Origin of the sequence: Arthrobacter sp. FW306-2-2C-D06B (assembly GCF_021789175.1) — a bacterium.
Classification (GTDB): Bacteria; Actinomycetota; Actinomycetes; order Actinomycetales; family Micrococcaceae; genus Arthrobacter.
Genome location: NZ_CP084560.1, coordinates 1,646,870 through 1,672,962, shown reverse-complemented (window position 1 = coordinate 1,672,962; position 26,093 = coordinate 1,646,870). Strand labels below are relative to the sequence as shown.

Genomic DNA, 26,093 nt, shown 5'->3' with positions numbered 1-26,093 from the left:
GGGGTCAGCCGAGCGCCCGTGGATGTGCAGCCGCATACACCTCGCGCAAGGTGTCGGCCGTGACCAAGGTGTACACCTGTGTGGTGGTCACCGAGGCATGGCCCAGGAGTTCCTGCACCACCCTGACATCGGCGCCGCCCTCAAGCAGATGAGTGGCGAAAGAATGCCTCAGGGTGTGCGGGGAGACATCCTTGGTGATGTTGGCCTTTTCGGCCGCAGTCTTGAGAATGGTCCAGGCGCTTTGCCGGCTGATCCGGCCTCCGCGGGCATTCAGGAACAGCGCCGGGGTGCCTTTTCCTTTGGCGGCCAACGCAGGCCTTCCACGGACCACATAGGATCCGACGGCGCGGGCACCGTAGGACCCCAGCGGCACCAAGCGCTCCTTGGAGCCCTTTCCGAACAACCGCACGATCGCGGGCCCATCGGCCTCCGCCTCGAGGGAGACATCGTCGACGTCAAGCCCCACCGCTTCGCTGATGCGGGCACCCGTGGAGTAGAGGAACTCCAAAAGTGCCCGGTCCCTCAACCCGGTGGCGGTATCGGCACCGGCGGCTTCAAGGATCCGGGTCACTTCGCCGACGCTAATGGCCTTCGGCAGACGCTTGCCGGGCATTGGCGGGTGGACATCGCTCGCGGGGTCCGCCGTCGTCGTCCCTTCCAGGGCCCAGAACTTGTGGAGTCCCCGGACGGCAACCACGGTCCGCGCCGCCGAACGGACGCCGAGTGCCGCGCCGCCGTCTGAGCCGTCGGCCAGGGCCTGGACAAAGGCAGTGACATCGCGGCGGGAGATATTTCCCGGCTTGTCGACACCGGACCCAGCCAGGAAGTTCGAATAGCGGGACAGATCCCTGCGGTAGGCGGACAAGGTGTTGCTTGCGAGGCCGCGTTCCACGCCAAGGTGCTGCAGGTAGTCCGTGACGGCCCGGTCAATGGCGGTCTGGACCCTGGTCTCCGCGAGCTGGGGCACGGTCAGCGCTGGCTCGGGTGGGCAGGCCAAGGGGCATTGGCCGGTCGCAGGTTCCTGAAGCCGTCGGCGCGGGCAGCTGCGACGGCGAGGATCCCGACGACGGCGGACGGGTTGTGCAGCCGGCCTTCCAGGACTGCCAAAACAGCTTCATCGAGAGGCACCCACGCCAGCTCGATTTCGGATTCCTCCTCGGTGCGGACGTGGCGTTCGGCCTCGGGCACGTCTCCCAGTCCCCGCGCCAGATAGATTCGGATCGCCTCGCTCGAGGATCCCGGTGAATTGAAGAAGTCGGCGAGCACATTCCACGTGGCTGCGGTCAGATCTGCCTCCTCTGCGAGCTCCCGGGCTGCGCCGGCGACGAAGTCTTCGCCGGCCACATCAAGGAGCCCGGCAGGAATCTCCCACAGATCCATGCCCACGGGGTGGCGATATTGCTTGAGCAACAGGATTTCGCCGTCGACATTCATCGGCAGTACCGCCACAGCGCCAGGATGGTCGATGTAGTCGCGGACCAAAGTGCCGGTGTCTTCGCCCAGCTCGAAGGCGTCACTGACGACGTCCCAAATACGGCCTTCATAGACCTTGTTGGATGACAAAAGACGGCGCGGGCTCGGCATGTCCGAAACCCTCCGAAAAGTGCTGGGGGTTTCAGAAATACCGGGCATCGCGCCGTCCTTCATTCGTTTGAGCGATTACTTCGCAGCGACCTTGCGGGCTGACTTTGCTAGCGAATCCACGCCTGACTGACGCTCCAGCGCAGCCTTCACGAGGCCTGCAAACAGCGGGTGGGGGCGCGTGGGGCGGGAGCTGAGCTCGGGGTGGGCCTGAGTCGCAACGTAGTACGGGTGTACTTCGCGGGGCAGTTCCACGAACTCAACCAGCTTGCCATCGGGAGACGTTCCGGAGAACACGAGTCCATCGGCTGCGATCTGCTCGCGGTACTTGTTGTTGACCTCGTAGCGGTGCCGGTGACGCTCGCTAACAGTCGTTGCGCCATAAGTCTCTGCGACCACGGAGCCTTCATCCAACTTGGCTTCGTAAAGGCCCAGGCGCATCGTGCCGCCAAGGTCGCCCTTGCCGTCCACGATGTCGAGCTGTTCTTCCATGGTGGCGATGACAGGGTACTTGGAGTCAGGCTCGAACTCGCTGGAGGACGCGCCCTCGAGGCCGACCACATTGCGGGCGTACTCGATGACCATGCACTGAAGACCGAGGCAGAGGCCCAGCACCGGAAGCTTCGTCTCGCGGGCGAACTTGAGTGCGCCGAGCTTGCCCTCCAGGCCACGGATACCGAAGCCACCGGGAACACAAATGGCGTCGACGCCGGCCAAGGACTTGGTGGCGCCTTCGAGGGTTTCACACTCGTCGGACGGGACCCAGCGGATCTTGACCTTGGTTTCGTTCGCAAAACCACCGGCACGCAAGGCCTCGGTCACGGACAAGTAAGCGTCCGGGAGGTCGATGTACTTGCCCACCAAGGCAACTTCCACGTGGTGCTTGGGGTTGTGGACAGCTTCGAGGAGCTTGTCCCAGCTGGTCCAGTCGACGTCCTTGAACGGGAGATCCAAGGCTCGGACGACGTAGGAGTCAAGGCCCTGGGAGTGCAGCGTCTTGGGGATGTCGTAGATGCTGGGAGCATCGGCGGCGTTGATCACTGCGTCAATATCGACGTCGCACATGCGGCCGATCTTTTCGCGCATAGCGTCAGGCACTTCGCGGTCCGAGCGGATCACAATCGCTTCCGGCTGGATGCCGAGGGAGCGCAGAGCGGCAACAGAGTGCTGTGTTGGTTTGGTCTTCAGTTCCTGCGAGGGGCCGATGTACGGCACCAACGAGACGTGCAGGAAAAAGACGTTGTTCCGGCCGATGTCCTGTCGGACCTGGCGTGCGGACTCGAGGAAAGGCTGCGACTCGATGTCGCCAACGGTGCCGCCGATTTCGGTGATGATGACATCAGGAGCGTTCTTGCCCTCAGCAGGGAGGCGCATGCGGCGCTTGATCTCATCCGTGATGTGCGGGATGACCTGGACGGTGTCGCCGAGGTACTCACCACGCCGTTCCTTGGCGATGACTGTCGAGTAGATCTGGCCGGTTGTGACGTTGGCCGAACCCTCAAGGTTCTCATCGAGGAACCGCTCGTAGTGTCCGATGTCGAGGTCGGTTTCGGCGCCGTCGTCAGTGACGAAGACTTCGCCATGCTGGAAGGGGTTCATCGTGCCCGGATCCACGTTGAGATAGGGATCGAGCTTCTGCATAGTTACAGACAAACCGCGTGCCCGCAGCAAGTGGCCGAGGCTCGAAGCCGTCAGTCCCTTACCGAGCGAGGACGCCACACCGCCAGTGACAAAGATGTGTTTGGTCGTCTTGGACGAGCCCGGGAACCGGGAATTTACACGGGAATTTGATCGCTGCACCACGGAATTCGAGCCTATCATCAATTGCGCCTCCAAAGGATCCGCTAGCCGTTTTCCCAAATGCTCAATAGTCCCCTGCCGTGGGGCAAGGATCAAGAGTAAAGTCCACCCGGACCGGCAAAACAGCTCAGCCGCCCGGAAATCCGCTACTTGGCCTCAGGTACCGACGAAGGAGCCTCAGGGACCGGCGAAGGCGCTCATGTGACCGATGTCCCAGACGGCTGCCGGGCGGCTATGCCTGCTGGGGCAGAAGCTTCGCGTCGTCCAGCAATTCCTGGGCATGCGCACGCGCAGACTCCGAGTCTTCCTGGCCTGCAAGCATCCTGGCAAGCTCCTTCACGCGTTCCTCGTCATCGAGGACCTGGACGTCGCTGGACGTGAAGCCCGTGGCCGTCTTGCCATCGCTTCCCCTGACGGAGGTCTTGGTAACGCGGATATGTTGGTCGGCGAAGGCAGCCACCTGCGGCAGGTGGGTCACCACGAGCACCTGGACGTGGCGGGCCAGCATGGCGAGCCGGCGTCCGATCTCGACGGCGGCACGCCCGCCCACTCCGGCATCTACCTCGTCAAAGACAAAGGTGGGCACAGGGTCCACAGCGGCGAGGACCACTTCGATGGCAAGCATGACGCGGGACAACTCACCACCGGACGCGCCCTTTCCGAGAGGACGGGCAGGGGCACCTGCGTGCGGTTGCAGGAGGAAGGAGATGTCGTCGACGCCGTGCGGCCCCAACTGTCCTTGGCTGTCCAGCTCGATCACCAGGGTCGCATCGGCCATCGCAAGCGCTGTGAGCTCCGCACTCACACGCGCGGAGAGCTCCTTGGCCGCCTTCGATCGCGACTTCGAGATGCGTGCGGCTTGCTTTCGCAGCGTCGACTCCGCGGCGGTTACCTCGGCGTCAAGGGCTTCGATCCGGCTCGAGTCATCCTGCAGTTCGTCAAGCCGGGTCCTCGACGCTGCCGCCCATTCCAAGACCTCGTCGATGCTCGGAGCGTACTTCCGGATGAGTTTGGCCAGGGCAGCGCGCCGCTCCTCGATCTCCGAAAGCCGTTCGGGCCCCTCGGAGTCCAGGGACGCTTGGTAGCTGGACAGCTCCCCCGCTATGTCATTGATGAGGAAGCCGATCTCGGCGAGGCGTGCGGCGGCTCCCGCCAACGCTTCGTCATGTTCGGAAACCTGGTCCAACGCCCGTTTGGCCGAGTCAATCAGCGTCGTGGCATCAGCTGTTTCGCCGAATTCCTCCGAGATCAGGGCTTCATGCGCTGCCGCGGCGGCGATGCGGAGCTCTTCCACGTTCGCCAGCTTCACTGCCTCGGCCTTGAGGGATTCGTCCTCGCCGGGCTGGGGATCGACGTCGTCGATTTCCTGGAGCGCGACCGCGAGCGATTCCGCCTCGCGTAGCCTTTCCCGGGCCTCGCCGCGGAGGGTATCGAGCTCCGCCTGGCTGGACTTCCAATGCCCGTAAAGCTCCTGGTATTCCGTGAGCATCGCGGCGAGCTCGGCCCCGGCGAAGCGGTCCAGTGCGTGCCGCTGCGCCACGGCACCCTTGAGACGTATCTGGTCCGACTGGCCGTGCACCACCACCAGGCTCTCGCCAAGTTCCGCCAGCACGCCCACAGGCGCGGACCGCCCACCCACGAAAGCACGGCTGCGGCCGTCTGCGCCCACGGTGCGGGCCAGCAAGAGCTGGGTGCCGCCGTCGTACTCTTCCGCGTCGCCGCCGGCCTCCACGGCCCGTTCCACGGCGGCGTGCGCCGGATCAAGCAAGAGCCGGGCCTCTGCAGAGGCCGACTTGGCACCGGAACGTACCGCGCCGGCGTCCGACCGGGCTCCCAGGAGGAGGCCCACGGCGGTGACCACCATGGTCTTGCCGGCACCGGTTTCGCCCGTAACGACGCTCAGGCCGCGCCCCAACGGCAACGTGGCGTCGGTGATGACGCCGAGATCACGGATCCGGAGTTCCTCGATCATGGTTTACATCTCCTTTGTGGGGTCGGCCGTTCTGCCTGTCCGCACGTCCTGGGGCGCCGGCAAAGGGCTGGGCTTGAAGGTCCTGATCACGGGGGTGGGACCGGTGTGGATGTCTGCCGAACGGGGTGCCGGACCCCGCCAGCCGTGGATGGGGAGCTCAAACTTCCGCACGAGCCGCGCTGAAAACGGGGTCTGGTGGGTGCGGGCAAGCCGCACGGGCCGGGTTGACCTTGTTACTTCGATCCGCGCGCCGGGCGGGAGATCCACGGAACGGCGGCCATCGCACCACAGCACGCCTTGGGCGTCAGTCCGGGTGAGGATCTCCACGGCCAGCCTGGACCGCGGCGAAACCACGAGGGGTTTGGCGAAGAGGGCATGGGCGCTGATGGGGACAATCACCAGGGCTTCAACCTCGGGCCACACCACAGGCCCGCCGGATGAGAAGGCGTAAGCCGTGGAACCCGTAGGGGTCGCGAGGACCACGCCGTCGCAGCCGAACGACGTCAGCGGACGTTCATCCACTTCGGTCACCACTTCGATCATGCGCTCCCGGTCGGCCTTTTCAATGGCGGCCTCGTTGAGGGCCCAGGTATGCCAGATCTTCTGGCCCCGGACCCACACCTGGACATCGATGGTCATGCGCTCTTCCACGGTGTATTCGCGGCTCGCGATCCACTCTACGGTCTGGGCAAGATCGGCCCGCTCGCTTTCGGCGAGGAACCCGACATGCCCGAGGTTGACGCCCAACAGGGGAACATCGACGTTGCGGACCAGCTCGGCAGCGCGCAGGATGGTGCCGTCACCGCCAAGAACCATGACGAGTTCGACGTCCTCCAACCGGACATCCTCGTGGAGTATCTCGATCGGCTTATCCACCACGCCGTAGAACCGTTCGATGTCGTCTAATTCAGACTTCTGCATCACCGGGATCAGGCCGGAGTAGTGGAGTTGCCCGCAGGCATCCCAGGCCGCGCGAAGGGAGTCCTCACGCCCGGTGTGGGCAAGGACCAAAACGCGCCTGCTCATGGTGTTCTGCTTTCTAGTGGGTGGTCCAGAGTCGTTCCATCAGTGCAGCAACTTCCTCGTCCCGCTCTTCGATCTTAGGCAAGTCCGGTTGAATCCTGCGTTTTATCCACAGGAAGTACTCCACATTTCCGTCCTGGCCCGGCAAGGGACTCGGTGCCAGGCCGCAAAGTTCAAGCCCTGCATCCAGGGCCGCTTTGGCGACTTGGGCCACCGCGCGACGCCGTTCATGATCGGAGGTGACCACGCCGGTCCGGCTCAGCCGTTCCTTGCCGACCTCGAATTGCGGTTTCACCATGAGCACGAGGTCTCCCCCGGGTTCGGTGCATGCCGCGAGCGGATGTAGAACCAGGGTGAGGGAAATGAAGGACAGGTCCGCCACGGTGAGCGCGGCCGGGCCGCCGATCTGCCCGGGCGTCATGTAGCGGACGTTGACGCCCTCATGGACTGCGACGCGGGGATCGTTCCGCAGGGACGGCACCAACTGGTCATGCCCGACGTCGACCGCCACCACGTGCGCGGCACCTTGCCGGAGCAGAACGTCAGTGAAGCCACCGGTGGAGGCTCCGGCATCGAGGCACCGCCTGCCTTCCACAAGAACGGAAGGGAAGGCCGCCAGCGCCCCGGCGAGTTTGTGTCCCGCGCGGCTGACGTAGACGTCCTCGGCGTGGGCTTGAACATCGATTTCCGTCTCTTCGGAGACCTGTTGCGCCGCCTTGGCGAGGACGCTGCCTTCGGAACTGACTTTTCCGTCCGCAATGAGTTTCGCGGCATGGGTCCGCGATCTCGCCAATCCACGGCTGACGAGTTCCTGGTCGAGTCTGGCCATGCTCAGCGTTCTTCGTCGTCGAGGGCCGCCAGCAGAGCGTCGTGGATCTCGTCGTAGACCCTGCTGTGCTCGGCCACCGGCACAACGGAGATGCCTGCCAGCCGCCCCAAGGCAGCATCGACGGCGTCGTCACCTGTCGCGGCCGTGTCGTCCGGCCATGGGGCATCGCGCGGTTCGAGGCCGTCCAGATCGCTGGCACTCATTTCCGCGGCGCTCTCCGGGTGATCGTTCAACTCGCTCATTGGACCAGTCTAGTTTTCCAGCCATTCGAGGCGCGGCGATGTAGCCTCCGCAGCGTCGGGGGTGGCCGCCCACCAGGCTGCGCATGCAGCGCGCCACGCGTCCAGATCCTTCTCGGACCCGGAGACCTTGATCAGGCCATCCTGGACTTCGGCAGTTGCCTTTCCGCAGCGGAACGTGCTGTCCTCCTCGACGATCTCGGGGTACGGCTCGTACAGTTCCGTGAGATCAGCAAGCAAGTAGCCGGGGCGTTCCGAGCTGCGTGCAGCCAGGATGGACTCGGGCGTATCGACGCCGGTGAGGACTGCCGCCGTCGCGAAGCCCGCACGGTTGCCGCCAAGGATGTCGGTGTCCAGCCGGTCTCCGACGACGATCGGGCGCTCCGACTTGAGCCTCCGTGCCGCCGAGTGGAAGAGCGGGGCCTCCGGTTTGCCGGCTACCCGCGGTTGTTTGCCGGTGGCCGACGCGACGGCGGCCACGAGGGTGCCGTTTCCGGGAGCAATCCCGCGGGCCTGGGGAATGGACATGTCCGTATTGGTAGCCACCCAGAGGGCGCCTGCGGCGACAACATAAGACGCCTCCGCAAGATCCTTCCACGCGATTTCCGGGTTGAAGCCCTGGACCACAGCCACAGGGTTCTCTTTGGCGCTGTGGACTGGCGTGAGGCCCACGAGTTCGATTTCGTGGGCCAGCGCCGGACTGCCGGTAATCATTACCCGCGAACCCGGGGCCAGGAGTCCGGCCAAAAGATCCCCGGCGGCCTGCGAGGAACTGACCACTTGGTTATCCTCAGCGGGCGCGCCAAGCTCACGAAGATGCGCGGCCACCTGTGCCGGGGTACGCGAAGCGTTGTTGGTTACATAGCCTAGGCGCACCCCGACTGATTCAAGCCGCTGCAAGGACTCCACAGCGCCGGGAATGGCGTGCGGGCCCGCGTAGACGACTCCGTCCAGATCGGACAGGACAGCGTCGAAACGCGAAACCAGTGAGGCCTCAGTCATTCTTGGTCTCTTCGCCGCCCTCGGAAGCCTCTTCTCCGTTTTCCTCGTCTTCTTCGGTGTCCTCGACGGAATCGCGATCCGACTCGGCGTCGTCGGACTCAAAGTAGTCAGACTCGACGTCGTCGAGTTCCACCTCGTCCTGTTCGCTGGATTCAGGGGCGATGCCCGTCTCCGCGCGTGCGGGCGCAGATTGTGACCTGTCCGCTTCGGTCCGCTCCGCGTTCTCCTCGATGTTCCGGAAACGAGGCTTGCGAGCTTCATTTTCATCGTCCTCGCCGAGGTCGATGATGTCCGGGTCCTCGAAGTCTCCAACGCCGAGGGCATTTTCAGCCACGACTGCCTGGCGCTGCCACTTGCCGGCTTCTTCCGTGCGGCCCACTGCCGTCAGGGCGTCTGCGTAGGCACGGAAAAGGCGCGGGCTGTAGGAGAAGGCACGGTTGATGTCGAGCTGGATGATCTCCAGCTCGGCCACCGCGGCGTCCAACTGGCCAAGGTCGCTCCGGGCACCGGAAGCCACAATGGCTAGCTCAACCTTGCCGGGGGCGTCGAGGTCCTGTGCTTCGGGTGAACGGACCACGTCCAGCGCACGGTCCGGCCGACCCAGACCGCGTTCGCAGTCGGCCATGAGCGGCAAATGGACATTGGACCCGCTGATCCGGCGGTAGGTGCGGAACTCGCGGAGCGCCTCGCCATAGTGACCTGCGGCGTAGGCAGTCAGGCCCACGGCCTCACGGACGGCGGCCAACCTGCCACCACGGCGGCTAGCGGCCAAGGCGTGCTGGAAGGACAGCTCAGGGTCGATATCGATAAGGCGGCCGGCCATCACCAGGTGCTTGGCGACCCAATCGGCGTTCATGCCTTCAAGGGTCTTGATCTGGTGCTTCGTGACCCGGTCGAGTTCCTGACCCGTGACGTCGTCGTCGATCTCGGGGGAACGCTCGCGGTCCGGGCGGTTGGCGCTGCGCAGATCCGCCGCGTTCGGAACCCGCGCGGGACGTTCTTCCCAGGAGCCGCCGCCGAAGCTGCGTCCTTCGCTACGTGGGCCGTCGAACTTGCGGGGTCCGCGCTCGGGGCGGTCGCCGAAGCTACGGCGCTCTCCGTCGCCTTCGCGGCGCGGACGGTCACCGAACGGCTTACGGTCGCGGTCACCAAAACTCGGGCGCGCATCCCCATCACGACGAGGACGATCACCAAACGGCTTACGGTCCCGGTCACCAAAACTCGGGCGCGCATCCCCATCACGGCTCGGACGGTCACCAAAACTCGGGCGCGCATCCCCATCACGGCTCGGACGGTCACCAAACGGCTTGCGGTCGCGGTCACCAAAACTCGGGCGCGCATCCCCATCACGACGAGGACGATCACCAAACGGCTTACGATCACGATCGCCAAAGCTCGGGCGCGCATCCCCATCACGACGAGGACGATCACCAAACGGCTTACGATCACGATCACCAAAGCTCGGGCGCGCATCCCCATCACGACGAGGACGATCACCAAACGGCTTACGATCACGATCACCAAAGCTCGGGCGCGCATCCCCATCACGACGAGGACGATCACCAAAGCTGCGGCGCTCACCATCGCCCGCCTGCTTACCGGCTCGGTCGCCGCCAGGAGCGCCGTCACGGTTGTCCCTGGAACGGAATCCTCTCGGGTCGCCCCCGGAATTGTTGTTCGCGCGGAACGGGCCGCGATCGCCGCGGCCACCGCCGAAGTTGCCGCGGTTGCCGCCGTTGTGCTCAGCCATGATGGATTCCTCCTGTAGTGAGCTGACCACTGGCGCATGCGCAGCCGCTCTTATCCGTATTTTGTTCTCACGCCGCCGGGATCCGGCTCGTATCTCTTATGTAATTCTAGGTGAACAGCCATCCACGAACGCATTCGAGGGGCGCCTATTCAGGCTTCCCGTGGGAATCATCACAGCCCCAGGCATGACTGAGCCCCCTTAGGCTGGCTTTCAGATCCAAGGCCTCGGGCGCAGTGTCGGCCCTTTGGGCTGCCAAATCGTCTGAAGGCTCAACAACGCCCGCTCACATATGCCGGGCCCTGGCCGGACGCCGGCTCACCTATACCGGGGTTTCGCCGGACGCCCGCTCACATATACCGGGGTTTCGCCGGACGCCCGCTCACATATACCGGCTCCGGCGAGAGGGCCACTCACATCTGCTGACGGCGGGGCGGGGGAGGCCTAGGGTCCGGTCCGGCTCGTGGGTGAGCGGGGGTCGGCCCGCAACCGTTCATACGTGAGCCGGCATCCGTGGAAACCGGCACATACGTGAGCCGGCGTCGGCCCGCAACCGTTGATAGGTGAGCGGGGGTCGGCCCGCAACCGCTCATACGTGAGCCGGCGTCGGCCCGCAACCGCTCATACGTGAGCCGGGGTCCGCCCGCAACCGCTCATACGTGAGCGGGGGTCGGCCCGCAACCCTTGATACTTGAGCCGGGGTGTGGGATTTCCGGCACATATGTGAGCCGGCGTCCGTGGAAACCGGCACATATGTGAGCGGGGGTCCGGGTTTTCCGGCCCATATGTGAGCCGGGGTCTGCCGAAGGGGCCGGATATCTGGGCGGGGGTTTTAGGGGTGGGGGTGTGTTGTGGGTGTTTAAATGGGTCGGGCCCCGGCACGTGTGTGTCGGGGCCCGGCCGTTAATGGTTGTCCGGCGGTGTCCTACTCTCCCACACCCTCCCGGGTGCAGTACCATCGGCGCTGTGGGTCTTAGCTTCCGGGTTCGGAATGGGACCGGGCGTTTCCCCCACGCTATGACCGCCGTAACCTTGTTACCCGTCCCCGCACGGGTGCGGGGTGGGAAGACTGGTGGTTACAACTGTGGTGTTGTTATTCAGTTGTGGTTTGTTCCGGAACGGGTTGTTGTTCGGGAACCACATAGTGGACGCAAGCAGTGATCGTGTTTGTGTGGTGTAAGTTGTCGGCCTATTAGTACCGGTCAGCTTCAACAGTCTTTAGTCCTGTCTTCCACATCCGGCCTATCAACCCAGTGGTCTGGCTGGGGGCCTCTCACACACGAGGTGTATGGAAATCTCATCTTGAAGCGAGCTTCCCGCTTAGATGCTTTCAGCGGTTATCCCATCCGAACGTAGCTAATCAGCGGTGCACTTGGCAGTACAACTGACACACCAGAGGTTCGTCCGTCCCGGTCCTCTCGTACTAAGGACAGCCCTTCTCAAATTTCCTGCGCGCGCAGCGGATAGGGACCGAACTGTCTCACGACGTTCTAAACCCAGCTCGCGTACCGCTTTAATGGGCGAACAGCCCAACCCTTGGGACCTACTCCAGCCCCAGGATGCGACGAGCCGACATCGAGGTGCCAAACCATGCCGTCGATATGGACTCTTGGGCAAGATCAGCCTGTTATCCCCGAGGTACCTTTTATCCGTTGAGCGACGGCCATTCCACAATGTACCGCCGGATCACTAGTCCCGACTTTCGTCCCTGCTTGAGATGTCTCTCTCACAGTCAAGCTCCCTTGTGCACTTACACTCGACACCTGATTGCCAACCAGGCTGAGGGAACCTTTGGGCGCCTCCGTTACTTTTTAGGAGGCAACCGCCCCAGTTAAACTACCCATCAGGCACTGTCCCTGACCCGGATCACGGGCCGAAGTTAGATGTCCAAAGTGACCAGAGTGGTATTTCAACGATGACTCCACCCGAACTGGCGTCCGGGCTTCAACGTCTCCCACCTATCCTACACAAGCCACTCCGAACACCAATACCAAACTATAGTAAAGGTCTCGGGGTCTTTCCGTCCTGCTGCGCGTAACGAGCATCTTTACTCGTACTGCAATTTCGCCGAGTTTATGGTTGAGACAGCGGGGAAGTCGTTACTCCATTCGTGCAGGTCGGAACTTACCCGACAAGGAATTTCGCTACCTTAGGATGGTTATAGTTACCACCGCCGTTTACTGGGGCTTAAATTCTCAGCTTCGCCTTGCGGCTAACCGGTCCTCTTAACCTTCCAGCACCGGGCAGGAGTCAGTCCGTATACATCGTCTTGCGACTTCGCACGGACCTGTGTTTTTAGTAAACAGTCGCTTCCCCCTGGTCTCTGCGGCCCCGATCCCCTCCCACCAGCAAGTGGTGTTCAAGGTTGGGGCCCCCCTTCTCCCGAAGTTACGGGGGCATTTTGCCGAGTTCCTTAACCATAATTCTCTCGATCGCCTTGGTATTCTCTACCTGATCACCTGTGTCGGTTTGGGGTACGGGCGGCTGGAACCTCGCGCCGATGCTTTTCTAGGCAGCATAGGATCACCGGATCCCCCCATGACGGGGGTCCCATCAGATCTCAGGAACGTCATCAAAGACACAGCGACGGATTTGCCTATCGCTGACCCTACATCCTTAGACCGGGGCAACCATCGCCCGGCCCGGCTACCTTCCTGCGTCACACCTGTTAATACGCTTACCTCCCGGGATCAGGTCCCGCGCTCGGCCAAAACCCGCACACCACAAGGGTGATTGGGCAGGCTCCGGGCGGTTAGTATCCCCCGCTTGGCATGGGCGGTCCTTCGCCGGTACGGGAATATCAACCCGTTGTCCATCGACTACGCCTGTCGGCCTCGCCTTAGGTCCCGACTTACCCAGGGCAGATTAGCTTGACCCTGGAACCCTTGATCATTCGGCGGACGGGTTTCTCACCCGTCTTTCGCTACTCATGCCTGCATTCTCACTCGTGTAGGCTCCACCGCTGGTTTACACCGCGACTTCACCGCCCACACGACGCTCCCCTACCACTCCAGACGACTGAACCACGAAGGCTTGTCTACTATCTGAAATCCACAACTTCGGCGGTGTACTTGAGCCCCGCTACATTGTCGGCGCGGAATCACTTGACCAGTGAGCTATTACGCACTCTTTCAAGGATGGCTGCTTCTAAGCCAACCTCCTGGTTGTCTTCGCAACTCCACATCCTTTCCCACTTAGCACACGCTTAGGGGCCTTAGTTGGTGGTCTGGGCTGTTTCCCTCTCGACTATGAAGCTTATCCCCCACAGTCTCACTGCTGCGCTCTCACTTACCGGCATTCGGAGTTTGGCTGACGTCAGTAACCTTGTAGGGCCCATCGGCCATCCAGTAGCTCTACCTCCGGCAAGAAACACGCAACGCTGCACCTAAATGCATTTCGGGGAGAACCAGCTATCACGGAGTTTGATTGGCCTTTCACCCCTACCCACAGCTCATCCCCTCCATTTTCAACTGAAGTGGGTTCGGTCCTCCACGACGTCTTACCGTCGCTTCAACCTGGCCATGGGTAGATCACTCCGCTTCGGGTCTAGATCACGCCACTACACTCGCCCTGTTCAGACTCGCTTTCGCTACGGCTACCCCACACGGGTTAACCTCGCGACGTAACACTAACTCGCAGGCTCATTCTTCAAAAGGCACGCCGTCACCAGAATCAGACTGGCTCCGACGGATTGTAAGCACACGGTTTCAGGTACTGTTTCACTCCCCTCCCGGGGTACTTTTCACCTTTCCCTCACGGTACTGGTCCGCTATCGGTCATTAGGAAGTATTTAGGCTTATCAGGTGGTCCTGACAGATTCACACGGGATTTCTCGGGCCCCGTGCTACTTGGGATCCTCTCCAGGCGGCACACAACATTACGGTTACGGGGCTAACACCCTCTCCGGCCGGCCTTTCAAGACCGTTCACCTATGTCCATGCTCTCACCCCACCGGTCCGGCAGAACCAGTACGGAAAGTCCCACAACCCCGCCCATGCAACGCCCGCCGGCTATCACACATGGAACGGTTTAGCCTCATCCGCGTTCGCTCGCCACTACTAACGGAATCACTCTTGTTTTCTCTTCCTGCGGGTACTGAGATGTTTCACTTCCCCGCGTTCCCCCCACGCACCCTATGTGTTCAGATGCGGGTCACCAGATCACGCAAAACGCGTCTGGCGGGGTTTCCCCATTCGGACATCCTGGGATCACCGTTCGGTTATCAACTCCCCCAGGCTTATCGCAGATTCCTACGTCCTTCTTCGGCTCCTAATGCCAAGGCATCCACCGTGTGCCCTTAAAAACTTGACCACACAAGATCAAAAAACTTCTCGAGAGAACCAGACCCCCCACAAGGAAGGGCCGGGTTCATAAAAAGAAATTGCTGTAAGACACACACACCCCACCACCCCCCAAAAAAGGAGACAATGACCATGCGCGTGCCTAGATGCTCGCGTCCACTATGTAGTTCTCAAACAACAACCCCGTACCACACCCCCCGCACCGGCCACCCAAAAAGGGACAACCACCAAACGCACGGAAACAATGCAGCCAGGAAACCAGAAACACACAAACCCGCACCACGGAACCACGCAACCCAAACAGGCCACACACTCCCACGCCACGGCCCTGTTGCCTCAGGACCCAACAGTGTGCCAAACACGAAAACCGGACAACCCCCACCCGCACCGTTCCAAAACACTCGAAAGCATCCGTACTAGGGGCAGGAAAGAACCAACCGGCCGCTATCTGCTGATATTCCACCCATGAGCACCCACCGCAGAACAGACGCCTGCGCAATGGGCTTTGCTTCCACACACCCCCCACCCCGCCATGCGGCAGGACAGGAAGCGATAATGGTGCTCCTTAGAAAGGAGGTGATCCAGCCGCACCTTCCGGTACGGCTACCTTGTTACGACTTAGTCCCAATCGCCGGTCCCACCTTCGACGGCTCCCCCCACAAGGGTTAGGCCACCGGCTTCGGGTGTTACCAACTTTCGTGACTTGACGGGCGGTGTGTACAAGGCCCGGGAACGTATTCACCGCAGCGTTGCTGATCTGCGATTACTAGCGACTCCGACTTCATGGGGTCGAGTTGCAGACCCCAATCCGAACTGAGACCGGCTTTTTGGGATTAGCTCCACCTCACAGTATCGCAACCCTTTGTACCGGCCATTGTAGCATGCGTGAAGCCCAAGACATAAGGGGCATGATGATTTGACGTCGTCCCCACCTTCCTCCGAGTTGACCCCGGCAGTCTCCTATGAGTCCCCGCCATCACGCGCTGGCAACATAGAACGAGGGTTGCGCTCGTTGCGGGACTTAACCCAACATCTCACGACACGAGCTGACGACAACCATGCACCACCTGTAAACCGACCGCAAGCGGGGCACCTGTTTCCAGGCGTTACCGGTTCATGTCAAGCCTTGGTAAGGTTCTTCGCGTTGCATCGAATTAATCCGCATGCTCCGCCGCTTGTGCGGGCCCCCGTCAATTCCTTTGAGTTTTAGCCTTGCGGCCGTACTCCCCAGGCGGGGCACTTAATGCGTTAGCTACGGCGCGGAAAACGTGGAATGTCCCCCACACCTAGTGCCCAACGTTTACGGCATGGACTACCAGGGTATCTAATCCTGTTCGCTCCCCATGCTTTCGCTCCTCAGCGTCAGTTAATGCCCAGAGACCTGCCTTCGCCATCGGTGTTCCTCCTGATATCTGCGCATTTCACCGCTACACCAGGAATTCCAGTCTCCCCTACATCACTCTAGTCTGCCCGTACCCACTGCAGAACCGGAGTTGAGCCCCGGTCTTTCACAGCAGACGCGACAAACCGCCTACGAGCTCTTTACGCCCAATAATTCCGGATAACGCTTGCGCCCTACGTATTACCGCGGCTGCTGGCACGTAGTTAGCCGGCGCTTCTTCTGCAGGTACCGTCACTTTCGCTTCTTCCCTACTGAAAGAGGTTTACAACCCGAAGGCCGTCATCCCTCACGCGGCGTCGCTGCATCAGGCTTCCGCCCATTGTGCAATATTCCCCACTGCTGCCTCCCGTAGGAGTCTGGGCCGTGTCTCAGTCCCAGTGTGGCCGGTCACCCTCTCAGGCCGGCTACCCGTCGTCGCCTTGGTAGGCCATTACCCCACCAACAAGCTGATAGGCCGCGAGTCCATCCAAAACCGCAAAAGCTTTCCACCACCACACCATGCGGTGAGCGGTCGTATCCGGTATTAGACCCAGTTTCCCAGGCTTATCCCAGAGTCAAGGGCAGGTTACTCACGTGTTACTCACCCGTTCGCCACTAATCCCCCCAGCAAGCTGGAGATCATCGTTCGACTTGCATGTGTTAAGCACGCCGCCAGCGTTCATCCTGAGCCAGGATCAAACTCTCCGTTGAAGTAAAACAAAAACAGACACAACCACAACCACCGGAAATAACGGCAGAACGGCTGCACAAAATTTGAAACCAGCTGTAAAAAACCAGCCCCGCACCACGGAGGTGACACAGGACCAGCCAAAACAACCAATTTAATAAAAAATCGGTATCAACAAACTTGGCACACTATTGAGTTCTCAAACAACAGACGCAATTCGATTACTTCCCGGAACAAAATTCAATTGAATTCGATGTTCCGCATTTCCTCGCTGCGATGTTTCTACTTTATTTCATTCATTTCCACTTTGCAAATCCAGGATTTCTCCGGAAATTCACCCAAATGGATCGAATTTCCCCACAGAGTCGATAAATCATCCGATTCCCAGACTCTTGGTCTACATCGGATTATTCACATTCCATGGGATTTTGTCGCAATTTATCCGCTTCAGCGGCAGCGACTCAGAAAACGATACACGCTCCCCCGGAGCCGCGCAAGTCGGCCCAGAGGAGCGTGCAATAGAAGGCGTCAGACCGTCACTTCGACAGTGGCCAGGTTCTTCTTCCCGCGGCGTAACAAAAGGTATCGGCCGTGAAGCAGTTCCGCCTGGTCGATCACGGCGTCGGGGTCAGTCACCTTGCTGTTATTAACGTAAGCGCCACCCTCCCCCACCGTGCGTCGGGCAGCGGACTTGCTCTCGGACAGTCCGGAAGCAACCAGGAGGTCGACGATGCCCAGGCCATCCGCGCCGATCGAGGCAGACGGCAGCTCAGCCGTTGCGGACGCCAGGGTCACTTCGTCCAGCACCGAGAGATCGCCGTTGCCGAACAGTGCAGCCGAAGCAGCGATCACTTTCTCCGTCGCGTCGACTCCGTGAACCAGCGAAGTGGCTTCGTAGGCAAGCCGGCGCTGGCCTTCGCGTGCGAACGGACGCTCGGCGACAGCGGCTCCAAGCTCCTCAATCTCGGCGCGGCTCAGGAAAGTGAAGACCTTGAGGCGGTCAACGACGTCGGCATCAGCGGTGTTGAGCCAGAACTGGTAGAAGGCGTAGGGGCTGCACATGTGGGCATCGAGCCAAATGGCGTTGCCTTCGCTCTTACCGAACTTGGTGCCGTCCGAGTTGGTGATGAGGGGCGTGCCGAGGGCGTGAACAACCTTCCCATCGACCTTACGGATCAGCTCCGTCCCGCTCGTGAGGTTGCCCCACTGGTCCGAGCCGCCGGTCTGCAGCACGCAACCGTAGTCGCGGTTGAGCTGGAGGTAATCCATGCCCTGCAGGATCTGGTAGCTGAACTCGGTGTAGCTGATGCCCTCGTCCGAGCTGAGGCGGGAGGCAACGGCATCCTTGCGCAGCATGGTGCCCACGCGGAAGTGCTTGCCGATTTCGCGCAGGAAATCGATGGCACTCAGCGGCGCGGTCCAGTCAAGGTTGTTCACCATGCGTGCAGCATTGTCCCCCTCGAAGCTGAGGAAGCGCCGGACCTGGGCCTGAAGGTAGCCAACCCACTCGGAAACGGTGTCCTTGGTATTCAAGGTGCGTTCCGCCGTCGGGCGCGGATCGCCGATGAGGCCGGTAGAGCCGCCCACCAAGCCGAGCGGCTTGTGGCCGGCCAACTGCAGGCGGCGCATGAGCAGGAGCTGGACCAGGTTGCCAAGGTGCAGGGACGGAGCCGTGGGGTCGAAGCCACAGTAATACGTGATCGGGTCCCCGGCGAGGAGCTTTTCCAATTCCGTTTCATCGGTGGAAACGTGGATAAGGCCGCGCCATTTGAGCTCTTGCCAGATATTGGCAAAGCCCGGGTCGTTGTGTTGGGACTCGAGGTTGTTTACGTGTGACACGAGTTCTAAGTTAGCAGGATTGCCGTTCGGCTTGCTTGCATGGCTCAGCGCTCGATACCCGCGGGCAGCGGCGCGGCGGTGATGAGGCGCAGCCGCTGCGTCGGACGGGTCATGGCGACGTAGAGATCGCCCACCTTCCCGTGTTCGTGGTTCAGCATGGCAGCAGGCTCAAGAACCACTACGCCATCGAACTCGAGGCCCTTGGCTTCCTTGGGGCTAATGACCACGATGTCCTGGGAGTAGCTGCCCGCTCCGGTGCCGACGCGGTGGCCATACACCCCGCGGAGTGCGGCCGCGGCGCGCGGCAGGAGGGCGCCGTCGGCGATCACCGCGAGGAGGCCGCCGTCGATCGCTTCCAGTTCTTCCGGAAGGATTTCAACGAGACAGTCCACCATCCCCGCTTCTTCCACGCGGTCCACGATGGGCGACCATTTACCTTCACGCACGGCCTTGGGAGCCGAGACCACCAGCCCGGCTCGGTTCGCCATGCGGACTGCCGCTTCTGCGATCTGCGAGGGGGTGCGGTAGTTGACGGTGAGTTCTTCGAGCTGCCAGCGGTCCCCGAACGACGGCGCGAGGGCACTTTGCCAGGAATTCGCACCGGCGGAGGAACTCGTCTGGGCGATGTCGCCGACGATCGTGAAGGATTTCAGCGGGCAGCGGCGGACCAAGAGCCGCCACTGCATGGGCGAGAGTTCCTGGGCTTCGTCCACCACGATGTGCCCGAACGCCCACGAACGGTCGCTCGTGGCTCGTTCTGCCGCTGTCAGTCGCGTTTCGCGTTCCTGGTTCTGGTCCGCCAGTTCCTCGGCCGTCATCAACACGTCGACGCCCATGGCCTCCATGTTCACAAGCGTCTGCTTGGCGTTGGCGATGTCGCGGGCACGGTCGTGTTCTTGCTGTGCCAATCCCCTGCCGGCGGCAGGATCCAGCTCGCCCAGGAGCTCAGCGGCCTCGTCGAGCAGCGGAACATCGGCTTCGGTCCACGGGGCATCCGCGGGGCGAAGAAGCAGCGCACGCTGTGCCGGTGTGAGATGCGGGGTGCAGGCTTCCAGGATGGCTGGCTTGCTGAAGAGCTCGGACACGAGCTTCTCGGGCGTCATCGGCATCCAGCACAGGTTCAGGACGATCCTGACGTCGCGTGCCGAACGGACGTCTTCGGCGAGGTAGGAACGGTCGGCGTTGTTGCCGATATTCGATTCCTCGACAATTTCCGTCAGCTGTTCCGTGAGTTCGCGCAGCAGGATCTTCACGAACGTCACGCGCGCTTCGTTGTGCGGCTTGCCGGTGGCGCGTGCCCTGTCCCGGGCGCGGCGGACTTGCCGCACGGACAGCGTGAGCTTGCGGGAATCGACCTCGAGGATGCGGTCCTCGGCGGGAGTCCGCTGGCGGTTGGCCACGGCGTTGGCAATCACGTCGGCCATGTTCAGCTTGCCCTTGAGCGCCGCGACGTCGGGATCCTGTTCCGGGACGGCATGGATCCCGGGCATGAGGCGGCCCAGGCTCGCCATGACGACGCCGGTCTCGCCGAGGGAAGGCAGGACCCGCTCGATGTAGTGCATGAACGACGAGGAAGGTCCGACGAGCAGCACGCCCGCGGACTTCAGGCGGTCACGGTGGGTGTACAGCAGGTAGGCGGCGCGGTGGAGCGCGACGGCCGTCTTTCCGGTACCGGGACCGCCTTGGACAACCAACGCACCCGACATGGACGAACGGATGATCCGGTCCTGCTCGGACTGGATGGTGCCGACGATGTCCGACATGCGGCCGGTGCGCTTGGAATTCAGGGCGGCAAGGAGTGCGCCTTCACCTTGGAGCGAAGCGTTGTCCGCCAGCATGCTGGCATCCAGGACATCGTCTTCGATCGCTTTGACCTCGCGGCCTTGCAGGATCAGGTGACGACGACGGCGGACGCCCTGCCGGTCGAAGGCGGTCGCCTGGTAGAAGTGGCCGGCTTCCGGGGCGCGCCAGTCGACCATAAGCCTCTGGAGGTCTGCGGTGGACAGTCCGATGCGGCCGATGTACTGCGCCTCCCCGGTGTCCAGGTCAAGGCGCCCGAACACGAGACGGTCATCGACAGCGTCGAGCTGCGCGAGGCGGTCCTCGTACAGTGCCGCAAAGGCGTCCCTTTCGGAAACGTTCTGCATGGTGCCCACCGCTCCGGCGCGCCGGACCTGCGCCAGCTGTTGGCGCTTTTCCTCCCGCAGCTCATCCAGGCGCGAGTAGAGACCGGCCACGTACTCCCGCTCGTGGATCAAATCAGCGTCGTGCATCGAAACGTTCCCCTATCGAAAAAGACGGACCGTCCATTCTACAGCGGTTTTGCTTGACGTGCGTGAAACTGCCCGCACGCCGGTGCGTCATACAATGTTCACCCGCCGCTAACCCCCTGAGCTTTTCCATCCGCACCCAGTGGTGCTTAAATGCTGCAATGCAGCACGACGTTGCCCTCACGCGACATGGCATCAGCCTGGTCCCGCTCTCCCCTGCACATGCCGGTCCGCTCTTCGATTTCGTGGACTCCGGGATGTGGTCCGGCATGGCCGCCGAGCAGCCCTTGAGCGCCGCGGAACTGGCCGAACTCTTCGCAGCCCGCCTCGAAGATCCGTCAACCATTCCGTTCGCCGTAGTCGAGCAGCGGACCGGCGCGCTGCTCGGTACTACCTCGCTGTGCGAGTACAGTCCCCGCCAGCAGCGCCTGGAAATCGGCGGTACTTTTTACGGGCGACCGTTCTGGGGTAGCCATGTCAATCCGGCAGCGAAGCAACTGCTGCTGGCCTACTCCTTCGAAGTACTGGACGTCCACCGGGTTGCCTTCCGCTGCGATGCCCGTAACACGCGCAGCGCCTCGGCCATTCAGCGGCTCGGGGCCAGCTACGAGGGCACGCTGCGCGGGCACCGCTTCGCTCCCGACGGAAGCCGTTGCGATACCGCCGTTTTCTCGATCCTGCGCGACGAATGGCCCCAGGTGCGCGAGTCGTTGCTTGGACGCCTGGCGCCCTTCGAAGTGCCCGACAACCACTGCGCGTATGTCGCCGAACCGACCCGGACCGAACACGCTGCTTGAGGATCCCCCCTGAGCGCCTCAGAAGGCCGCTACACGGCCCGCCTGCGGCCCGGCTTGTAGCGGGACACCGTGGGGTCCCCGTCGAGCCAGAAGCGCCATGGGTAGTCGGCGGAACCACCGTCGCCGGATACTCCGACGCGGAGACCACGCGCGACGGCTGATGGCGCAGCCGGAGCGACCGGAAGTTCGAGGCCGAACGGCTCGGCCAGGGCATCGCGGCCGCTGTCCGCGGTGGTCAGGCCCATAGCGGATGCAAGCCGCGCCGGCCCGCTGGCGAGGTCGGTCAGCGACTTCGACGCCGGACGGCGGGACTGTGCCACGGCTTGCCCTGCCACGACCTCCCCTGCCCGCAACAGCAGCGCGGACGCAACGCCGTCGGGGCCGCAGACAATGTTGGCGCAATAGTGCATGCCATACGTGAAGTAGACGTAGAGGTGGCCCGCCGGACCGAACATGGGAGCGTTCCGGGCCGTCGGGCCGCCAAAGGTATGGGAGCCAGGATCGGGATGGGCCGAGCCCCGCGGGCCCAGATATGCTTCCACCTCGCTGAGCCGTACTGACACCGTGCCCTCGGGAGTCCGGTGGCTCAGCACGGCGCCGAGGAGCAAAGGCGCAACGTCCCGCGGATCCCCGGAAAGGATGGCCCGGATGGCCTCCGTGGATTGGCTCTGCGTTGTCATGCCCAGACCCTAGCAAAATCCACGAACTGGATCCGCCGCCGGCAATGTCCGATTTCCGCTAGAACAAGCCTCCCGATGCTGAAAGGATGAAGCCATGGACTTTTGGCAGCGCTACCGTGCCATCGACGCGCGGGATCCCCGGTTCGACGGCCAGTTCTTCACCGCCGTCCGCTCGACGGGCATCTACTGCCGGCCGTCGTGCCCGGCAAGGACACCCAAGGCCGAAAACGTGACGTTCTACGAAACCTCGGCCGCGGCTCACGAGGCCGGGTACCGTGCCTGCAAACGCTGCCTCCCGGAGGCAGTTCCAGGCACACCGGCGTGGAACCTTCGCTCGGACATCGCCGGGAGGGCAATGCGGCTCATCAACGACGGCGCGATCTCCCGGGTCGGTGTCGAAGGAATCGCCACCAGGCTGGGCTACTCTTCCCGCCAGCTCAACAGGATCCTCAGCCATGAACTCGGCGCCGGGCCGCTGTCCTTGGCACGGGCCAGCCGCGCGCAGACGGCCAGGACGCTCTTGGTCTCCACCTCGATGAAACTCTCGGACGTGGCGTTCGCCGCCGGATTCAACAGCGTCCGCCAGTTCAACGACACCATCAACGAAGTCTTCGCCCTGACTCCCACTGCGCTCCGGGCCACGGCGAAGCCCTTGGACCATCACGGCACGCGAGGCGAGGCTACCTCCTTGACCCTCAACCTCCCGTACCGGGAGCCGTTCGACACGGGGATTTTCGACTTCCTTGCGGCCCGCGCCGTTCCCGGCGTCGAGGTCGCGAACTCCAGCAGCTACACGCGGACGCTTCGCTTGCCGCGGGGCAATGCGGCGTTCACGGTGGAGTACGACGCCGGGGCGCGCGGCGGCGCGCTGACCCTCGCAGTCAGCACCTTGGATCTCCACGATCTTCCCGTGCTCCTTAGCCGGGTGCGGCGATTGTTCGATCTCGACGCCGATCCCGTCGCCGTGGACGAGGCGTTGGCCTCCGATTCCAGGCTCGGCCAGCCAGTTCGCGATATACCCGGGATCAGGGTCCCGGGCGCCGTGGACCCCCAAGAACTCCTCGTCCGCGCAATGATCGGCCAGCAAATCACTGTGGCCGCCGCCCGCACTGCGTTGACCCAACTTTCCGTTGCCGGAACCCGTCTTCCGGAAGGCCACGCAGGCCACGCACTGGGCCTGGATCGCCTGTTTCCCACGGCAGAGGAGATCGCCCGCTCGGGCCGGGAGCTGCTCAAGGGTCCGCAGCGCCGCATAGATTCCGTGCTGGCAGCGGCAGCAGCGATGGCCGGCGGAGAGCTCGACTTCGACTACGGCGACGACCCCCAAACGCTGGCCGACAAGCTGTTGCCGCTTCCCGGCGTCGGACCATGGACCGTCGGCTATGTGGCGATGAGGGTCATCGGCGACCCGGATGTTTTCCTCGCAAACGATGCAGCGGTTCGGAACGGCCTCAAGAATCTCGCGGCCGCGGAAGGCTTGCCTGCCGATTTCCGCAACGTGAGCCCGTGGCGTTCCTACGCCACGATGCACCTGTGGCGGGCAGCGGCAAGCAAGCGCGGCAGCGCTAGTGAACCGCGGGAACGCTCGACGGCCACGGGAGAAGTTCCGGCAAATCAACGCCGTCCGCGTCGGCCGAGGCCCGCAGGCTCCCCAGGGTAGGCGTCCGGCCGGCGAGCCAGGCGGCGATATCCGTGATCATTCCGTTGATGGCGACGGACTGCCGGCCCGAGCCGATGACCAGCTGCGGGAGGCCCAAAGGCTGAAGCACGAACTTCTGGTCGGCCGGGACACGGGCCGAGAGGAAATCGAAGAGATGCTCGCAGAATTGCCGGCTCCAGGCTTCCGGCCCGCGACCGACTCCCAGATCCGAGACGTGGATGACCAGTTCGCGCCAGAGCGCCAGGCCGCCGTCGAGCACTGTTCCATTCCGGAAGCTGATCCGGGTGTTCCAGCCGGACTCCACGAGACCGTCGAAGGCCCTCAGAGCCCGGGCGAGGGCGGCTTCCGTGGCCGCACGGTGTTGAGCGAGGCTGTGGCTCGCAGCCAGCTCAATGGCCTTCGTACGGCCCTCGTAGCCGCCGTCGTAGATGTCGATGGTCTCGCCGCGCGCCGCGTATTCCAGCTGGCGGGCCATGGCATTGGAGATGCCGGCAAGGTGCGCCAGCACGTGGCCGCGGGTCCACCCGGGCAGCTCGGAAGGAGCGGTAACATCGGCGTCGTCGAGTTTGGAGACGACGACGGTGACAATGCCGGCTGCTTTGTGGAGCTCGGCAAGAAGCGCTGAGGTAGTGATCTCGGTCATAGCGCCATAGTATCCGACAGAGTTAATAGCTATTAACGAGGATTAACTGACAACGGCGGGCATTTCGTGGCAGCTTTTGCGTAAAACACTGCCACGAAATCCCCACCCGCCCCCTAACCTCGCAAGCTCGGCCAGGGAACCCTGCGGGCGTGGGCCCCTTGTTGCTATCCGGTGTTGCTACCCGGCGTAGCCCCGTACCGTTGCGAGTTCAGCTTCGAGGGCAAGCAGTTGGCGCTCGACGGCGGCCGGGGCCGTTCCGCCCTGGGAGTTCCGGCTGTTGAGCGAACCTTCGGTGCTGAGCACGGTACGCACCTCGGGGGTGAGGTGCTCCGAAATGCCTGCGTACTCTTCGTCCGTCAGGTCCCACAGCTCAACGCTGCGCCCTTCAGCCAGCTTCACCGCCGCACCGGAGAGTTCGTGTGCCTCCCGGAACGGCACTCCCTGCCGGACAAGCCACTCGGCGATGTCCGTGGCAAGCGCGAAGCCCTGCGGCGCCAGGGATGCCATGCGCTCGGTGTTGAAGGTGAGCGTGGCGATCATGCCTGACACTGCCGGGAGCAGCACTTCCAAGGTGTCCGCGGCGTCGAAAACCGGTTCCTTGTCTTCCTGCAGGTCGCGGTTGTACGCAAGCGGCAGGCCCTTGAGGGTTGCCAACAGGCCGGCCAGGTTGCCGATGAGGCGCCCTGCCTTGCCCCGGGCAAGTTCGGCGACGTCCGGGTTCTTCTTCTGCGGCATGATCGAAGACCCCGTGGAGTACGAATCATGGAGCGTCACGAAGGAGAACTCCTTGGTGGCCCACAGAATGACTTCCTCGGAGACCCGCGACAGGTCGATGCCGATCATCGAGCAGATCCATGCGAACTCGGCGAAGACATCGCGCGAGGCTGTGCCGTCGATCGAATTGTGGACAGCCGAGAAGAACCCAAGATCCGCGGCGACGGCCTCGGGATCCAGTCCGAGTGAGGAACCGGCCAAAGCGCCGGAACCGTACGGCGAGACACCGGCGCGCTTGTCCCAGTCCTGGAACCGCTGCACATCGCGCAACAGTGCCCAGGCGTGGGCCAGAAGGTGGTGGCTCAGCAGGACAGGCTGGGCATGCTGCAAGTGCGTCCGGCCGGGCATGGCAACGCCCTGGTGGGCCTTGGCCTGCTCAACGAGGGCATCGATCGTGGCGAGCACGCCGCGGGCGATGATGCGGGCGTGGTCGCGCAGGAACATGCGGCCCAATGTGGCCACCTGGTCGTTGCGCGAACGCCCTGCCCGGAGCTTGCCGCCCAGGTGGGTTCCCGCACGCTCAATGAGCCCGCGTTCGAGGGAACCGTGGACGTCCTCATCGCTCTCGGCGGGCTGGTAGGCGCCGCTCGCGACGTCGTCATCCAGCAGGGTGAGCGCCGCGAGCATGCCTTCGAGTTCGCCGTCGTCCAGCAGCCCCGCTTTGTGCAGCACGCGGGCATGCGCCTTGGATCCGGCGATGTCGTAGCGGGCCAGCCGCCAGTCAAAGTGCGTGGACTTGCTCAGTGCGGCAAGGGCGTCCGCGGGGCCGCCGGCGAACCGGCCGCCCCACAGTGCGCCTTCATTTGTCCCCGAACGCTCCCCAACCTCGCTGCGCTCGGCCGGGGACCCCGGCGTCCGTGGGCCCAT

The 26,093-nt window shown here is 63.0% G+C and carries 17 protein-coding genes and 3 rRNA genes; 3 read left to right on the top strand and 17 right to left on the bottom strand.

The genetic code is table 11. The annotated features are described in order from the left end of the window. Positions 1-4: 4 nt before the first annotated feature. The 9 genes from xerD to LFT47_RS07820 all read right to left on the bottom strand — a co-directional run bounded on the left by xerD (position 5) and on the right by LFT47_RS07820 (position 9,302). Complete coding sequence (gene xerD / locus LFT47_RS07860; protein ID WP_236816818.1) at positions 5-967, bottom strand: site-specific tyrosine recombinase XerD; 963 nt, start codon at positions 965-967, stop codon at positions 5-7. 2 nt (positions 968-969) lie between these two features. Continuing rightward, positions 970-1,632, bottom strand: a complete 663-nt coding sequence (locus LFT47_RS07855; RefSeq protein WP_236816815.1) for an NUDIX domain-containing protein — start codon at positions 1,630-1,632, stop codon at positions 970-972. 27 nt (positions 1,633-1,659) lie between these two features. Beyond that, positions 1,660-3,402, bottom strand: a complete 1,743-nt coding sequence (locus LFT47_RS07850) for a CTP synthase (protein WP_236816814.1) — start codon at positions 3,400-3,402, stop codon at positions 1,660-1,662. Positions 3,403-3,613: 211 nt separating this feature from the next. Then, positions 3,614-5,353 (bottom strand): DNA repair protein RecN, encoded by a 1,740-nt coding sequence (gene recN, locus LFT47_RS07845; protein WP_236816807.1) that lies wholly within the window; start codon positions 5,351-5,353, stop codon positions 3,614-3,616. Positions 5,354-5,356: 3 nt separating this feature from the next. Then, complete coding sequence (locus tag LFT47_RS07840) at positions 5,357-6,379, bottom strand: NAD kinase (protein ID WP_236816805.1); 1,023 nt, start codon at positions 6,377-6,379, stop codon at positions 5,357-5,359. 13 nt (positions 6,380-6,392) lie between these two features. Next, the gene (locus tag LFT47_RS07835; RefSeq protein WP_236816803.1) at positions 6,393-7,205 is read right to left on the bottom strand and encodes a TlyA family RNA methyltransferase; all 813 of its coding nucleotides are present in this window, start codon (positions 7,203-7,205) and stop codon (positions 6,393-6,395) included. Positions 7,206-7,207: 2 nt separating this feature from the next. Continuing rightward, on the bottom strand, positions 7,208-7,447 hold the full coding sequence (locus LFT47_RS07830) for a hypothetical protein (RefSeq protein ID WP_236816801.1): 240 nt from the start codon (positions 7,445-7,447) through the stop codon (positions 7,208-7,210). A 9-nt stretch (positions 7,448-7,456) separates the two neighbouring features. After that, the gene (locus LFT47_RS07825) at positions 7,457-8,446 is read right to left on the bottom strand and encodes an HAD-IIA family hydrolase (RefSeq protein ID WP_236816799.1); all 990 of its coding nucleotides are present in this window, start codon (positions 8,444-8,446) and stop codon (positions 7,457-7,459) included. After that, positions 8,439-9,302, bottom strand: a complete 864-nt coding sequence (locus LFT47_RS07820; protein WP_236816798.1) for a hypothetical protein — start codon at positions 9,300-9,302, stop codon at positions 8,439-8,441. Before LFT47_RS07820 ends, LFT47_RS07825 begins: the two co-directional genes overlap by 8 nt. Before the next feature lie 21 nt (positions 9,303-9,323). Here LFT47_RS07820 and LFT47_RS07815 point away from each other — a divergent pair, with 21 nt between their 5' ends. Then, positions 9,324-10,214, top strand: coding sequence for a hypothetical protein (locus LFT47_RS07815; RefSeq protein WP_236816797.1), 891 nt, complete (start codon positions 9,324-9,326; stop codon positions 10,212-10,214). Positions 10,215-11,105: 891 nt separating this feature from the next. Here LFT47_RS07815 and rrf read toward each other — a convergent pair. From rrf to LFT47_RS07790, 5 genes are all read right to left on the bottom strand, one after another. After that, positions 11,106-11,222, bottom strand: a 5S ribosomal RNA gene (gene rrf / locus LFT47_RS07810). A gap of 142 nt (positions 11,223-11,364) precedes the next feature. Continuing rightward, a 23S ribosomal RNA gene (locus LFT47_RS07805) occupies positions 11,365-14,504 on the bottom strand. Positions 14,505-15,063: 559 nt separating this feature from the next. Further along, positions 15,064-16,586, bottom strand: a 16S ribosomal RNA gene (locus tag LFT47_RS07800). The 16S, 23S and 5S rRNA genes sit together here, the layout of an rRNA operon. Before the next feature lie 505 nt (positions 16,587-17,091). Next, complete coding sequence (tyrS, locus tag LFT47_RS07795) at positions 17,092-18,402, bottom strand: tyrosine--tRNA ligase (RefSeq protein WP_236816796.1); 1,311 nt, start codon at positions 18,400-18,402, stop codon at positions 17,092-17,094. Between the two features lie 44 nt (positions 18,403-18,446). After that, positions 18,447-20,675: an AAA family ATPase gene (locus LFT47_RS07790; protein ID WP_236816795.1), complete on the bottom strand. Its 2,229-nt coding sequence runs from the start codon at positions 20,673-20,675 to the stop codon at positions 18,447-18,449. A gap of 158 nt (positions 20,676-20,833) precedes the next feature. Between LFT47_RS07790 and LFT47_RS07785 the strand changes: the two genes are divergently transcribed. After that, on the top strand, positions 20,834-21,469 hold the full coding sequence (locus LFT47_RS07785; RefSeq protein ID WP_236816794.1) for a GNAT family N-acetyltransferase: 636 nt from the start codon (positions 20,834-20,836) through the stop codon (positions 21,467-21,469). Between the two features lie 29 nt (positions 21,470-21,498). Here the strand turns inward: LFT47_RS07785 and LFT47_RS07780 are convergent, their stop codons facing one another. Beyond that, positions 21,499-22,149, bottom strand: coding sequence for a DNA-3-methyladenine glycosylase (locus tag LFT47_RS07780; RefSeq protein WP_236816793.1), 651 nt, complete (start codon positions 22,147-22,149; stop codon positions 21,499-21,501). 94 nt (positions 22,150-22,243) lie between these two features. Between LFT47_RS07780 and LFT47_RS07775 the strand changes: the two genes are divergently transcribed. After that, positions 22,244-23,809, top strand: a complete 1,566-nt coding sequence (locus LFT47_RS07775) for an AlkA N-terminal domain-containing protein (protein ID WP_236816791.1) — start codon at positions 22,244-22,246, stop codon at positions 23,807-23,809. Here the strand turns inward: LFT47_RS07775 and LFT47_RS07770 are convergent. Together LFT47_RS07770 and argH are read right to left on the bottom strand one after the other, a co-directional pair. Continuing rightward, a complete protein-coding gene (locus LFT47_RS07770) occupies positions 23,715-24,452 on the bottom strand; it encodes a maleylpyruvate isomerase family mycothiol-dependent enzyme (protein WP_236816789.1) in 738 nt (245 codons plus the stop codon). The two genes, LFT47_RS07775 and LFT47_RS07770, sit on opposite strands and share 95 nt — an antisense overlap. Positions 24,453-24,629: 177 nt before the next feature. Beyond that, the gene (gene argH, locus LFT47_RS07765; RefSeq protein ID WP_236816787.1) at positions 24,630-26,093 is read right to left on the bottom strand and encodes an argininosuccinate lyase; all 1,464 of its coding nucleotides are present in this window, start codon (positions 26,091-26,093) and stop codon (positions 24,630-24,632) included.